The 15,143-nt window shown below is 31.9% G+C and carries 12 protein-coding genes; 1 reads left to right on the top strand and 11 read right to left on the bottom strand.

The features are described 5' to 3' along the window. Positions 1-107 precede the first annotated feature (107 nt). Entirely contained in the window at positions 108-839 is a 732-nt protein-coding gene (locus DB891_RS04735) for an FEKKY domain-containing protein (protein WP_116761103.1), read from the bottom strand. Between the two features lie 166 nt (positions 840-1,005). Here DB891_RS04735 and DB891_RS17575 point away from each other — a divergent pair, with 166 nt between their 5' ends. Further along, entirely contained in the window at positions 1,006-1,173 is a 168-nt protein-coding gene (locus tag DB891_RS17575) for a transposase (RefSeq protein WP_116761101.1), read from the top strand. Positions 1,174-1,614: 441 nt separating this feature from the next. On the opposite strand, the gene DB891_RS04725 is transcribed toward DB891_RS17575, so the two are convergent. The 10 genes from DB891_RS04725 to DB891_RS04680 all read right to left on the bottom strand — a co-directional run bounded on the left by DB891_RS04725 (position 1,615) and on the right by DB891_RS04680 (position 15,018). Then, positions 1,615-2,370 (bottom strand): phosphatase PAP2 family protein, encoded by a 756-nt coding sequence (locus DB891_RS04725; protein WP_116761100.1) that lies wholly within the window; start codon positions 2,368-2,370, stop codon positions 1,615-1,617. 70 nt (positions 2,371-2,440) lie between these two features. Further along, positions 2,441-5,482 (bottom strand): efflux RND transporter permease subunit, encoded by a 3,042-nt coding sequence (locus tag DB891_RS04720; RefSeq protein WP_116761098.1) that lies wholly within the window; start codon positions 5,480-5,482, stop codon positions 2,441-2,443. 5 nt (positions 5,483-5,487) lie between these two features. Then, positions 5,488-6,402: an efflux RND transporter periplasmic adaptor subunit gene (locus DB891_RS04715; RefSeq protein WP_185966039.1), complete on the bottom strand. Its 915-nt coding sequence runs from the start codon at positions 6,400-6,402 to the stop codon at positions 5,488-5,490. A 4-nt stretch (positions 6,403-6,406) separates the two neighbouring features. Continuing rightward, positions 6,407-7,660 carry a TolC family protein gene (locus DB891_RS04710; RefSeq protein ID WP_116761094.1) on the bottom strand — a complete coding sequence of 418 codons (1,254 nt, stop codon included), beginning with the start codon at positions 7,658-7,660 and terminating at the stop codon, positions 6,407-6,409. A gap of 14 nt (positions 7,661-7,674) precedes the next feature. Then, entirely contained in the window at positions 7,675-8,685 is a 1,011-nt protein-coding gene (locus DB891_RS04705; RefSeq protein ID WP_189337096.1) for a YncE family protein, read from the bottom strand. Positions 8,686-8,860: 175 nt separating this feature from the next. Continuing rightward, positions 8,861-9,280 carry a PepSY-like domain-containing protein gene (locus tag DB891_RS04700; protein ID WP_185966038.1) on the bottom strand — a complete coding sequence of 140 codons (420 nt, stop codon included), beginning with the start codon at positions 9,278-9,280 and terminating at the stop codon, positions 8,861-8,863. 64 nt (positions 9,281-9,344) lie between these two features. Further along, on the bottom strand, positions 9,345-10,613 hold the full coding sequence (locus DB891_RS04695; protein WP_116761087.1) for a sensor histidine kinase: 1,269 nt from the start codon (positions 10,611-10,613) through the stop codon (positions 9,345-9,347). Further along, a complete protein-coding gene (locus DB891_RS04690) occupies positions 10,606-11,283 on the bottom strand; it encodes a response regulator transcription factor (RefSeq protein WP_116761086.1) in 678 nt (225 codons plus the stop codon). Before DB891_RS04690 ends, DB891_RS04695 begins: the two co-directional genes overlap by 8 nt. A 436-nt stretch (positions 11,284-11,719) precedes the next feature. Next, positions 11,720-13,894 (bottom strand): TonB-dependent receptor family protein, encoded by a 2,175-nt coding sequence (locus DB891_RS04685; protein ID WP_185966037.1) that lies wholly within the window; start codon positions 13,892-13,894, stop codon positions 11,720-11,722. 26 nt (positions 13,895-13,920) lie between these two features. Continuing rightward, entirely contained in the window at positions 13,921-15,018 is a 1,098-nt protein-coding gene (locus DB891_RS04680) for a cytochrome-c peroxidase (protein ID WP_116761082.1), read from the bottom strand. Between the last annotated feature and the right edge of the window lie 125 nt (positions 15,019-15,143).

The raw sequence follows: 15,143 nt of genomic DNA, 5'->3' as shown, positions 1-15,143 counted from the left end.
GTTTCAAAAAAACACTTACAAATCAATTGCTCCAAAACTAAGATCAGATATTCTTTATTTAGACAATATTTCTTTCTAAGAAATTTAAACAGGCTCTTATTGAATTCTTATATTTTTTTTAAAAAAAAATCCTCTAACGGTTTTTGGGTCGGAACTTTGTCTGAATTGTCAATACTGTCAAGTTGAGATTGAAATTTTGTCCACCAAGCCAAACCATACTTGATTTCCAAATGGTGAATCATTTTTTTGTTGTAATATTCTGTGCCATTCAATGTTGCTGTAGATACATTACAACCAAATAAATAAAAGTTAAAACCGTAGGAACTGGCCAGCTTTTGTTTTTCCTCAAAGTTCAAGGGCATTTCTCCAATTTCAACAATTTGTATTTTACCGTTTTCAATGTCTTGTCCTGCTGTCCAAGAATTGAAATCTGTAAATAGCCCGAAAACAGAATTCAGCCCAAAGCAAAGACCTCCGAGCAGTAAAATTGTCAATAGTCCGTATGTGATTTTTCGTTTCATTTTTTTATTTTTAAATAAGCCTTCCTGTTCATAATCTGGGCCGTTGTCATAAATATAAGGTTTCAATAATATGCTGTCATTTCTGTCGATTCCCACTAACTCATATTCAGAATTTATTACAAATGCCATTTCACATAAAGGACCAGAACCATTCAGGTATTTTGCCTTAATAATAATCTCTCCTTTCAAAGATTTATAACCCATTAATACTTTCCCAGATGTTGAGTCGAGATAAGAGATTAAACAATCCTTGATGCTCTTTTTTTGCCCAAAAAATTGATTTGAAAACAACAACAAGGCAAGTGCAGTCGTCATCATAATGGTAGTTGCGATTTTGAATCTAGGACAGTCAGCAGTAGTTTTATTTTTCGTTTTTTTTTATTTTTCTTTTCTTATATTTATAGTATAATATGCTGCTCCCCAAAATTGATACAGAAAAGGAGCTTGAATTAAGGTAGAATAAAAACCTTAAATTAGCAGAATTATGTCAAGAACAAGAAGAGTGTTTAGTAAGGATTTTAAATCCAAAGTAGTTTTAGAAGCCTTAAAAGAGACAGAGACTCTTGAGACGTTGGCTAAGAAATATGAAATATCAGGGTTCACTATCGAACACTTGATAACAGTTTTAACATTTTTTGATAATTTAAAGTAGATTCATTTATGGTTCGAATCCCACCGTGGTCACCAAACAGGTCAGATGGATTTTTCATACATTTGGCCTGTTTTTAATTAAAACTAACTGATTGTCAGTCTTTTAATTTTATGGTGTTTCGCAGTTGAATTTAAAAAGAATTTTATTTCATTTAAGAATAAAAATAATAAAGTTCACATGACCACACTACAAACACATGATAATCAGATATTTACATGTTTTAAATGTGTTATTTTTCATATTTGGTTCGACATGTCCCAGCATGATAGTAAATGGGGTTCGAACCACATTTTAAAGCAATAATTATCAGTCTGTTATAAAATAAAACAAACTCTTTTTATCTGTGTAAAGCGAGTAAAACCATCTTTTTTACAAAAAAGACAATTTCAGAAGCAATTCTGGGTGTAATGTTCGAACCATCAAAAGGTGTCAGAAAAATACTTAAAAATTTATCACCAGACCACAACCTAACTGCTTCCCATTATAAAAAGGCGTTAGTAATGTTGTGGTGTTTTTCTCTTTAGTGTTAAATAATTTTTTCTTGATATAAGGATTAATCCAATAAGCGACTTTCGTGCTTAAAATACCTATACCGGCACCCGCAGCAACATCTGTTAACCAATGTCTGTCGTTGTATATTCTGAAAAGCCCCGTTCCTGTGGCAACAACATAACCTGAAATCCCGTACCAAATTGATTTGTCTTTGTATTCTTGCCATAAAAATTCAGCTCCGGCAAAAGCTGTTGCAGTATGTCCTGATGGAAAAGAATTATTGGAACTTCCGTCAGGTCTTGGAACTTTCGTAATTGATTTAAGACTTAAAACAGCAGTTGACATTATGATATAGGAAGTAACCAATATTATTGAGCGATCCTTCAGATTATTTTTCCCTTTTATTCCTGCGGCATTCAGCGCATAAACCGCAACCGCAGGTGCATATTGTGAGAAATCATCAATAGTAATTTTCTCATCAATATGCTCATTTACTTCTTCTTTAATTTCAGAATTAAAATTTTTTATCTGATCGCTTTCAAGACCTATGAAACCATATCCTATTAATACAGCTGGAATAATAAGCTGTTTGTAATTGTATTTCATATTTCCCTGAGTATCCCCCTTCGAAATAGTATCTGTTTTTACTTCTTGCGCATTTATAGTTACGATACTAAACAATGAAAATAGAATGATTTTTAACATTAGATTTTTTTTATAATTATGGACTAATTCTGAATTCTTTTATTTTTTGGGCACTAAACTATGTCAAACATTACAAGTGCTTTTCATTTTTAAAAACAAAACACAATAAACTCGGTAATACCACTAACAGCAAAGGCATAGCGATTATAAAACCGCCAATTACAGCAATAGCAAGTGGTTGATGTAATTCTGAGCCTGTGCCAATTCCTATAGCCAAGGGTAATAAAGCGATAATAGCACCGAAAGCGGTCATTAATTTTGGTCGTAATCTGGTTGAAATAGAATAAATTAAAGATTGATTTGCGTTTCCGGTAATCTTGAAAGTTTCTCGGAATTGTAGAAAAGTAAAAATGGCATTCTCACTAATGATCCCAACAATCATAATAATTCCAGTGTAGCTTCCAACATTTAAAGGTGTTTTTGTAATGAAAAGCAAAATATAACTTCCTGAAATTCCTAAAACAGAAATTAAAAGTATAATTATTGCTACTCTAAAATCCCTGAATAAAAATAAAATAACACCAAAAACCAATAATGATGAAGCTATTAAAATCATTAATAATTCTTTGAAAGATTGTTGTTGTTCTTTGTAGGCTCCAGCATATTCAATATAATAACCACTAGGAAGATGAATACTATTTGTTACTTTAGTTTTTATTTCCCGCATCACACTCCCCAAGTCTCGATTATCTAATCTTCCTGTTACCACACTCATCGTTTGAAGATTCTCTCGTTCTATCACTGCAATCCCTTTTTGCACATTTATGCTTACAAGACTTGTAATTGGTATCGATTGTCCACTAGGTAAAAACAGTTGCAGTTTCTTAATATCTTCTAAACTCCTTTTTTCAGAGTAAGGATAAATCAATCGTATGGGAATTGTTTGCTCGCTTTCCAATAAATGTCCAATTACATTTCCTTCGAGCGCCGTTTGCATTTGAAATTGCAAATCGGTTGGCGTTATTCCAAATTGTGCCAATCGGGAATAGTTAGGCTGAATATTTATGGATGGTCCAGCCAAAATAATTCCGTCAAAAACATCAGCTGTTCCTTTTACTTTCTCGACAATAGCATTAACTTGCTTTGCAATTTTGTGTAATTCGGCTTGGTTGTTTCCATAAATTTTAACTTCTATCGGCTTTACCGAACTCATCAAATCACCCAACATATCACCAATCACCTGACCAAAATCAATGCGTAAAGCAGGTTGTGTAGCTTCTACTTTTGCTCTAATTTCATCAATAACATCATTACTAGTTTTGTTCCTGTCTTTTTTTAATTGAATTAAATAATCACCAAAATTGGGTTCGGTAATAAAAAATCCCATTTGCGTACCCGTTCTTCTACTATAGGCTTCTACCTCGGGAATTTGAATTATAATTTTCTCTACTTCGTTGAGCATTCTATCAGTTTCTTCCAATGATGTACCCGGAGGACTTTCATAATCAAGAACAATACTGCCTTCATCCATTTCCGGTAAAAAACCAGTTTCTAAATTAGGTACTATTAGTATAATTGAAAGTAGTAAAACAATACAAAAAGCAGTACTTATAATTGGTCTTTCAATAAAATAAGCCACCCAATTTTGAGTTTTTACTTCGTAGATTTCGTTTTGTTTCTCGATCACTGCATCTATTTTTTCTTTTTTGGAAAGCAATAAATAAACAACAGGCAGTAACAACCATGTTACAAAAAAGGAACAAACCAATGTAATAATCATTGTGTCGGTTAACACTTTAAAATAAGAACCCGCCACACCACTCATCAAAACAAATGGAATAAAAATTACGATGGTACTTAGGGATGAACCCACCATTGCCGGAAACAAATAATGAATTGCTTTTTGCAAAAGCGAAACTGTGGGTTCATCAGGATGTTCTTCGTGTGTTCTATGAATTTGTTCAACAACCACAATCGCATCATCAATAATTAAACCCAATGCCGCAGCTATCGCACCAAGTGTCATAATGTTGAATGTTTGTCCCGTGAGATACAGAATAATCAAGGTGAGTCCCAAAGTAACCGGAATAATTATCAGAATTGTGGCACTGGCTTTCACTGATTTCAAAAACAAAACGGCAACAATTATGGCTAATAATAATCCGATGAGCAAACTATCTGTAACACTTTTTACTGCATCATTTACAAAATTAGCTTGTTCATAAAACGGTTTTATACCAATACCTTTTGGAAGGATTTTTTTTAATGCTTGCAACTTTTCATTCATCGCACTCGAAAGTGAAATTAAATTAGTACTGGGTTGTTTTATAACTGCCACAAGAATACTTTCTTTACCGTTGGCATTTACTTTTATATATTCTTTAGCTTCGCGAATTTCTACCGATGCAATGTCTCTTAGAGTGACAATTCCTTTTCCGTTGTTGCGAATGACCAAGTTTTCTAATTCGTCTTTTTTATTGACTTGTGCATCAGTAATCGTGAGATACAAATAGCGATAATCAGACAAATATCCATTAGATTTTATAAAATTGGTTTCATTCATTACCTGTGTAACCGCATTCGGCGTAATGCCAAGCGTTGTCATTTTATCAAAGTCTAACGTTAACCAATATTCTTTTTCTTTGCCACCAATAATTCTAATTTCAGAAACACCTTCTATTTGGGATAAAAAAGGTTTAATTGTTAAGTTGGCAATTTTTTTGAGTTCAATCGCAGATTTGCCTTTTCCTTCAATGGCATAACCAATAACAGACAGAATTGAAGGGTTCATTTTCTCGACCGTAATTTGCGTATCTGGCGGAAGATTATTTTTGATCTGATTGATTTGTGCCTCAATTCTTGTTTTACTTAAATCTATATCCGATTTCCAATCCATAAAAGCCGAAATCTCACAACTTCCCCTACTGGTCGTACTTCTAATGGTTTTTAAATCCTGAACTTTTTTAATGGCATTTTCAAGTGGCTTTGTAACGGTAATCATCATTTTATCGATAGGCTGTTGGCCCGCATCGGCAATGATTTTTATTTTTGGAAAAGTAATCTCTGGAAATAAGCTGGTTTGCATTTTAGAATATGCAAAAAAACCACCCAAAATGATTAGGAAAATAACAGTACTTAAGCCGTTTTTATGTTTAACAAAAAAGGTATTCATCTGGATTAGTTTTTAACTATTTTGACTTTTATCGTATCTGCAACCCCGTAATTTCCGGTAAGTACTATTTTATCTTTACGAGTTAAATTTGGCGAAAGAATTTCTACTTTGTTTTCGGTTTCAATTCCTTTTTTTATAGGGATTTTTATAGCCGTATTGTTGTTAATCATTTTCATTATCCAGAAATTAGTTTCTGTTTCATCACTCAAAACTGCTGCTTTTGGCAATGAAATGGTTTTTGAACTTGAGGCTTTTTCTATTCGGACTTTTACAATTAAATTCTCCGGAATATCTTGTTTGCCCATGATCTTTAAAATGACGCTTTGTGTTTGCGAAGTTGCATCAACAGTTGGCATAAACTTTTGAACTTTTGCTTTTACAGATGTTCCGTCAGGCATAAACACCGAAAATATTTTGCCAATTGGAACTTGTTTTTTCAACTCATAAGGCAGACTTAAAATGATGGCAAAGCTGTTGGCATCGTTAATTGTAACGAGCTGGTCACCATCTTGAACATAATCTCCTTGTTGCACATTGACAGAAGTGATGTAGCCATTTGTATTTGATCTTACTTGAATTGCATTTCCAAAATTTAAACTTGGATCAATTTTATTTATGGTATTTCCTAAAACTTTTGCTTCTCTGGTTTTTATTGAAAATAATACTTTACCGTTAGAAACATAATCGTTCACGGCAACATTTACCGAATTCAAGTAACCGGTTGCATTTGCTTTTATAACATTTTTAACCAAATACGTTGCTGTTGCATTCAAATCTATAAAACTTTGAATTGCAGAAGTGTCAATTGAAGTTAAGGTTACAGGAACGCTGGCATCAATTTCTTTTTCCTCCTCATTTTTTTCTTTACAGGAAATAAAAAGAAGCAAGATTACGGTAAAAAATAGAATTGGTTTCGTCATTGAATTATTCATTAAAACTCCAATAATTTATTTCATTAATGATTTGAAGTTTGTTGCTGTTGTTTTGTGAGATATTATTTTTAATGGTTATCAAATTGCCAATTGCAATAACATAATCAGTGATTTGTGCGTCTCCAGTAAGTAATAATTTTTTATTGGCTTCTATTAATGCTTCGGAAATAATGAGTTGCGATTGTAATTGTTCTTCAATATCATCAACTTGTTTCAATTTCTGATTTAACATTAAAATTTGTTGATTGTATCGCTTTTTAAAATTGTTTTTGTAAGCCAAATTTGTTGCAATAGCAATATCATTTTTCTGATGTTGTAACGTTTTTTGGTTTCCGTCATAAATTGGAATTGATAATCCTAAACCAACACTAAAGCCAAAGTTTTTGTAAGCTTGATAAGTAAAACTCGAATTGTATCCTGCATCACCAAGCAATGCTAATGAAGGTTTATACATATTATCAATTAATTTATTTTGATTTTGAAGTTTCAAACTATCAACTTCAAATTGTTTTATAAATATAATTTTATCTTCATTTTTAATATTCTTCAATGCAATATCAGGCTTCTTCAAATGGACGAAAGTTGTATCCGTTTCCCCAGTCAAATAATTAAGTAAAGCCAAATCATTTTGGTATTGCTGTTTTAATTGTAAAAGGACTAATTCCTGCTGTTTTACCGTTGCATTAAAAATTAAATAATCGGTTTGTTTGTAAATTGAATTTTGGGTCAATTTTTTTAGTATTGTAACCTCATTTTTTAAAAGCACAGCCATTTTTTGGTTGTAAACTATTTGTTCCGAACTTTCGGAAGCAGTTATATATTGAGAAACAATTAGCTTGTTCAAATCTTTCTGCGCCATTTTTTTATTCAAAACCAAACCATCTTTTAGTAATTTGAAAGTTTCCGATTGTGAATTAATTTGGTTTCTACCAATTATTTTCTGGTTAATACTAATCAAACCCGAAACCGATTGACCATTACTCAATGCTGTATCATAACCAAATCCGTTTATGACTGGAGCATAATTTGCATTTAGGTTTCCGGTAATTTGAGGTTTATAGGTTGATTTATTTAATAAACTATCAAGAGTGGCTGATTTTATTTGGTTGTTAAAATCGATAATTAAAGGCGAATTGGTTTGTGCCTTTTCAATAAAATAGTGTAAATCCTTTTCTTGCGAAAAGGACTTAACACTTAACAAAACAAAAATGAGGCAAATCTTTAATCTCTTTGAATAAGTTTGCATAAAAAGAATTTTAACTATTTGGCATTATTTTCAACAACCAAAACCACAAAGGAGTTGGGTATAAGACTTGCGCGAGGTTTTGGGTTATCTTTTGTTGGGTCGGGTTTTATACCAAAATCAGCAGTAGGCAAATACAATTGATGCGTAGTTTTGTTCAATGCAATTGTTCTGGCCCCTTTTTGCGTTTTTACAGTTTCAAGAACTGAAAAGGTATTGGCATTTTCTTCTTTTACAACCGTAATTGTTCCTTCACCATTCGAACTAAAAATAAGTTTCTTTTTGGCATCAAATGCTACACCGTCACAACCTTCGCCAATAGGTGAAGTTTTTATAATTTTCCCATTTGAAGCATCAACAACAATCATCAAATTATTGCTACAAACCGAAAACAATCTGTTAGTTTCTAAATCTATTGCCAATCCCGAAGGTTCATCTCCAGGCGCAATACTCCATGTATTTATAACTTCTAATGTTGAAGCATTTATGGTTTTAATTTCATTTTTATCTTCAATATTTACATAAATCAAACCTTTGGTATTGGTTACCGAAAATTCTGGTTTTCCGCCAAGTGGAATAGTTTTTATCACTTTATTTGTGATAGCATCGATAACTGTTGCATCATTACTTTTGGCATTGTAGGCAAACACTTTTTTAGAAAATTTATCATACAAAACTGCATCCGGTTTTTGACCTTTAATAGAAACTTTATCAATTAATTCAAACGTATTCAAATTGACTACTGTAACCGAATTGTCTTTTCCGTTTGTAATGAATGCTTTGTTTAAATCGTCGGCAATCGCAATGCCGTGAACTCCTTTGGTATCGGGAATTGTTGTTATTGTTTTATTGGATTTTAAATCGACAACGTTGACAACGCTTCCGTGAGAAACAAATAAATGCTGATTCACTTCATCAACGGCTAGATAATCCCAGCCTTCATCACCTGAAACATTTATTTTTTTTGATACTTTATACGTTTGACTATAACTATTAGAAATATAAGCAATAATTATTAATGATAACATTATTTTTTTCATTTTAAAAAAAAAATCAAAAGTTAATTGTATTTAATTTTATAGGATAAGAGTTGCTATTTCATTTTAAATCTACAAAAAAATGGAAACGTTTGCTAAATTAAAAAGAGTTGGACGTAAAAATTAACTCTTTATGGATATTAATTCATTAAAAAAAAAGCGAAAATTATTCTTTTATTGACATACCATTTTCTTTAAAAGCAAGGCTTTTACTCTTCATACCTTTTTTTAAATCTACTTCATAAATAGTTCCATGTTTCAAACTTTCTGTTTTGTCCGCCTCCACAATTTTCCAATCACTATATTTCGATTTTACAGATGCTAAAACTGCTTTTGGCAAATTGGTAACTTTAATTTCTCTTTCCGTTTCCAGCCAGGTTCCATCTTCTGAAAAATTAGCAGAAATCTTGTTTCCTTCCAAGGTAAATTCTGCTTCCCATTCTTTTGGGCCTTCAACTCCCCAACTCACTTTTGTTGCCGTAGGAAATTTTTCAGCGAATGCTTTTTTTACTTTATCCGGTGGAGTCCCAGCAAATGCACAACTGCAAATGAATACAATTGACATAATCATTAATAATTTTTTCATTGCTATTAATTTAAAATTTATAATAGCCAAAGTTGCAAACCGATTTTGAAGAAATATTGAATTTTTAGAAACGAATCTCGAAAATGTGAAGATTATCTTTGAAATTATAAATAACATTCCATTGGTTGTTATCGGCAATTTTTTTAATTATTGATAATCCCAAACCATTTCCTTTTGAAGAAGGATTTACTTTAGAAAAACGCTCAAATAATTTATTTATTTCTAGTGATTTTGGTATACCTGTATTAGAAAAAATTAAAGAATTTTTATCCAATACAACATTTATAATACCATTTATAATATTATGATTAATCGTATTTAAGAATAAATTGCTTATCAAGATTTCAGATAAAAACGGATTTGTCCTAATTAATGTACCTGACTCTAGATTTGTTGCAATACTAATGTTCTTTGCGAATGCTTGTTCCTTGAAAAAGTCTAATTGATTAGTAATAACCACATCCAAAAATACATCTTCCAGAATGTTATATTGTTTACTTTCAATCTTGGATAAAAGCAAAAGATTTTTATTTAACCTGTTTAATCTAGTTGCAGTATCATTTAATTTGTCAAGTATTTCAAATTGTTCTTCAGTCACATCTGATCTTTGAAGTAATGTTTCCAGCTTACCTTTAAAAATAGCTATGGGTGTTTGCAATTCGTGTGCGGCATTTTCAATAAATTCTTCTTGGCTTTTGTAAATAAGTGTGTTTTTTTTTATTAATTTATTTATCGCTAGGTTTAGTCGATTGAATTCCTCAATATTATTTGTAGTTAATTTTGAATCTAAATTTTTATCTATTTCAAATCTCTCAATTTGCTCCAGTGTTTCATAAAATGGTTTCCATAGTGTGAGTGATACTCTTTTTGTAATGATGAATAAACCAATGAGAAGTATAGCTATTATTACTACAAACAATATAATAATACTTACTATCAAATCTTTCTTTTCCACTAAATTTGTTCGGGCAAAAAAGGTATAGTCTTTTCCATTAATTGTAACGGGGGAAACAAGAACTCTATATGGTTCGTTTTCTACGTCTAAAGTGTCGTAATATTTTTTATAAAAGAATGTATCTTCCTTTAAATTTTCTTGAACTTTATTGATTTTTACATTTCTATTGAGTTTATTCCAAACCTCAATATCATTTTCTTTTAATTTTGGTATTGAATTTTCAATAAATTCTTTTTTTAAAAGGACCAACCCTTCATCTGCTTCTTCAAGATATAAAAATTGAGTTACAAAATAAAATAACGGCGCAGCCAATAGCATGACTAACAGCGAAAATGACAAATAGTATTTTAAGGTTTTATGTAATAGTTTTTCAGTCATTATTCCATTTGTAACCAATGCCGTAAATCGATTTTATGTAATCGTTACTTCCAGCATCACTTAGCTTTTTCTTCAAATTTTTAATATGTGCATAAACAAAATCGTGGTTGTCTAACATATCTGCCATATCACCCGAAAGATGCTCCGCTATTGCGCTTTTTGATAAAACTTTATTTTTATTCCCAATTAGAAATAATAACAAATCAATTTCTTTCTTGGTACATTCAATTTTCTTTTCTCCAATTTTTACCGATTTAGCTAATGTATCAACTTCAATTTCATTGAATCCAATTTTATTATTTCCATTGAATTTTTTTCTTCTTACCAATGCTTGAATTCTTACCAAAAGTTCAGAAAGATGAAAAGGTTTTGTTAAGTAATCATCAGCTCCCAGATTGAAGCCCTCAATTTTAGTCTCCAAAGTTTCCTTTGCAGAAATTATAATAATTCCCTCTGATTTGTTTAGACTTTTCAACTCCTTCAGAATATTAAATCCATCACCGTCAGGAAGCATTAAATCTACTAAAATACAATCATAATCATACATAGTAATTTTATCTAAAGCAGTTTCAAATTTACTCGCCGTTTCACAATGAATATCATTTGCTTTTAGATAACTTTTTATACTGGTGGCAATATCGATTTCGTCTTCAATGATTAAAATTTTCATACTGCAAGTTAACAATTCAATTTTGAATGAAAATTGAATTTAGCAGTTTTAATAATTTGTTTTTAAACTTCTGATACCTCACTCAAAAGCTTCAAATCTTTTAGTAAAAGGTTCGAATTTTGTATCAAGGGGTCCACAAAACAGAGCAGAAGTGTCAAAAACACATCTGGTCTGTTTTTAACAATAACCAATTGATTATAAATAATTTAATTGAATGTAGCTATATACTTTAATGTACTAAAATTTTAATGTTGCATAATTTTTAGTTTTTCTACTTAAATTGAGTAAGTGTATACATTAAGAATTAAATTTTTACAAGACATATAATTATGAATTTGTTGTTGGTATATCAAAGTATATAGATACCTTTCTGAAATAAAAAAAAACACATCTCAAAAGGAAATGTGTTTTAAAAATTGAAATGTAAGCCTTCTGTTTATTGAAATTTAGCTGTAAAACCAAGATAGAAACTTCGTCCCACGGCGGGTATAATACCTGGACCAGGATATTCATCGGTTCTACGAGTGAAATAAGATTTATCAGTTAGATTATTGGCACCTAACTTGATTGCAAAATTATTTAATTTATAGGAAGCACTCCAGTCCAAAACTGTATACGAAGGAATATGACCCGCTACTGGATCTTCGCTAGTCATGACATTGGAAGCATCTCCATAAGAGTCTCCAATATAATTGTACTGTAAAGTGGTCGATAATTTACTAGTACTGAAAATTAAGCCTATACGGTTTGTGGTTTCGGCTGCTGCTTCGACTCTTTTTCCTTTAAACTCTCCTGTAGTGTATTTGGCATCTACATAGGAAAAGGAATTGAAAATACTTAAACCAAAATCAGATTGTGAATTAAAGTATTTTAGAATATTAAACTCTATATAACTTTCGATTCCTTGGTGCACACTATTGGCGATATTTTTTCGAATAGAATAATAATCCCCAGTAATTGGATCGGTTGCTAATGTTACCCCGATACGGTCGTTGTACGCCATATAAAATGCCCCAATATCAAAATTAAGATAGTTTCTAATGGTTCCTCTGTATCCTAAATCACTATTAAATCCTTTTGAATCTTTCAGGTTAGGATCTATTTTTGAACTAGTTCCAAAAGGTTCTAACTGGCTGTAATCTATCGGACGGTAGGCTTGGCTAATATTGGCATAAATACTTGTGTTTTTTCCCGGTTTTAACTCTAATCCAAGTCCTGCTAACGCAAAAGTTCTATTTCTAACTTCATCAGTAATTTGAATGTCGCCTTCTACTTCTTTATGCCCTTTGGCAGTACTTCTTAAATATTCAAATCGGAAGCCAGGAGTGATAGTGAAATTTTTGGTGATTTTAAAAATATTTTCTACAAACGGAGCCAGATTTGTGGTGGTAAAATCCAAATCATATCCCCAATCGCCCGTAATGGATAAGTCAAAATCACTATTTGTGGTTCCTTCTCCACCTCCTTGACGTTTAAACCAAGCATAACTTTGACGGACACCGCCAGCAAAAGTTGATTTTTGATTCCCCAAATAATAATTTTGGGAATAGCGTACTTCGGTTGTGGTATTGTTCATTTTTTCGATACCTACTTCTCTAGGGACATATGCTCCCGTTATTGGGTCTATATCATCTGTGGCTCCAGCTCCTCCGTCTTCATTTCTCCAAACCAAAGAACGACTGCTAAATAAATAGGTAGATTTAACACTCAAAGTGCTGTTTTCCGTAGGCGTATAATTGGCATAAGCCGTAATGATATTCCAAGGGCTTTTTAGCCAGTTTCTTGCCCTTGTAGAAGTTTTTGGATTAGCATAAAATAAACTGTCGGTTAATCCACCTGGCATTTTTATTTTATTTCGAAGCAAAGAATATTCAACACCAAAATTTAATTTTTCAGAATGGTTGTATTGTATTTTTCCAAATCCAGAAACTTGCGATTGCTGACTGTTGGGTCTGTAGCCTTCCATATTTCGGTATTGTAAAAAGCCGTAGTAACTTAATTTTTTATAGTTTCCACCAACAGAATTAAAGGAATTAAACAACCCATAGCTTCCTATTGTTTGTGAAGTAATAAATTCAAATGGTTTGTTTTTTGGGGCATCTTTGGTGACATAATTGACTAAACCGCCAAATTGTGAACCAAATTGCAACGATGCAGCACCTCGAACCAATTCGATGCGATTGACAGCTTCCATTGGTGGAATGTAATACGATTCATTATAACCATAAATATCAGCACTAACGTTGTAGCCATTTTGTCTGGTGTTCATTTCTACACTTTGGGAAGGGTTAAGTCCACGTGTTGCAATTCCGTTGGCGGTAAACCCGCTACTTTCTGTTTCTACAATATTTAAACCTGGAATTCTTCCTAGTATTTGTCTGGTATTATTGACTGCTTTATTGGCATCGAGACTGTCAACAAGAATGATTTCACTTTTTTTACCAGCATAAATGATTCCGTCTTTACTATCGGGCAAGTGACCTATACCATTTACGGTTTTAAAGCCTTTGACAATAACTTCTTTCAGGGAGTTTTCAGTGTTTTCTTGTGCTTTGATTGTTTGTAATCCAGCTAAAGCAAGAAGGGTAAACATTATTTTATTGAAATTCATATTTGTGGTTTTTGTAGTATAAAAAATCATTTTCGGTAATGATCGGTAAGAGTTTCAAGAAATACTTCTAGTTGACTTTCTTCCTGGGCAGTCATTTTTAAATTACCTAATTCGTCTCTATTTACGTTTTCAAGGACTTCTGGAGTAGCAAATTCGCTTGGATTTACATCACGAACATTATAGAAATGAATGACTTCTTTTAATGTTTTAAAGGATCCGTTATGAAAGTAAGGGGCTGAAATAGCAATGTTTCGTAACGTGGGAACTCGAAATTTTCCGTTGTGTTCAGGTTGCGAAACAATAGCTCCAATACCCAAATCAATAAAGTTGACTCCTGCAGGATTTACAGCTGTAGATTGGTTGTAGAATGGATTTTTTTCGTTTCTAGGTACTCCTATATTATCATAACTAAAATCCGTAAACAAAATTTTACCTGTTCTTTCGTCTGGCTCTAAAACGTGACATTGTGCACATTTTCCTTTTCCTTGAAAAACGGCTAATCCTTTCTTTTCATCATCCGTAAATTTGATCAACTGCTTGTTGAAATAATCAAATTTTGAGGTAAAAGAATTTACTTCTTTTGATGTTTCGAAAGCAGCTAAGGCATCCGCAACATAAGACATTAATTCCTCGTCAGACTTTGCCATACCGTATTCTTTTTCTATTTCGGAATAATAGGATGCCTTTTTTATTTTTGAAATAACATCTGCAATATCCGCATTGTTCATTTCTACTGGATTAATAAAAGGATGCCTGAGTTGCTCTTGTAAATTTGGGGATCGTCCATTAAGAAAAAGGCCTCCAATATAAGTTTCATCCTTAGTATTATAGGTACGCTCCGGAGAAAATACATTGTAAGCTAAATTTGGAGAATTGGTGTTTGAGAAAGCACCTGTTACAGCACCTTCCGAAATGTCTCTGTGCAAAGGATCGCTAAAGCCAGTTTCTGGTGCGTGACAAGAAGCACATGCTTGACCGATAGGATTGGACAGGTTTTTATCAAAGAAAATTAATTTCCCGATTGTTATTTTATTACTAACAACAGGTACATATTCGGAATCATCAGTACAACTGGATAGCATTATTAAAGCTACAGTGCTAATTAATAAGTATTTTTTATTCATTTATTTGGAATAATTAAAAATAATGGCGCAAATATAAAATTCCATTTTTATACCAGCAAGCTTATTTAGACTAAATATTAACAGTGTTTTTAAATTAATTTTAACAGTATTGAATTTCAATATTT

It is taken from the genome of Flavobacterium laiguense, assembly GCF_003097655.1.
GTDB classification, from domain to species: domain Bacteria; phylum Bacteroidota; class Bacteroidia; order Flavobacteriales; family Flavobacteriaceae; genus Flavobacterium; species Flavobacterium laiguense.
Note: the sequence above shows the minus strand (reverse complement) of the source record. Positions and strands in the feature narration are given on the sequence as shown.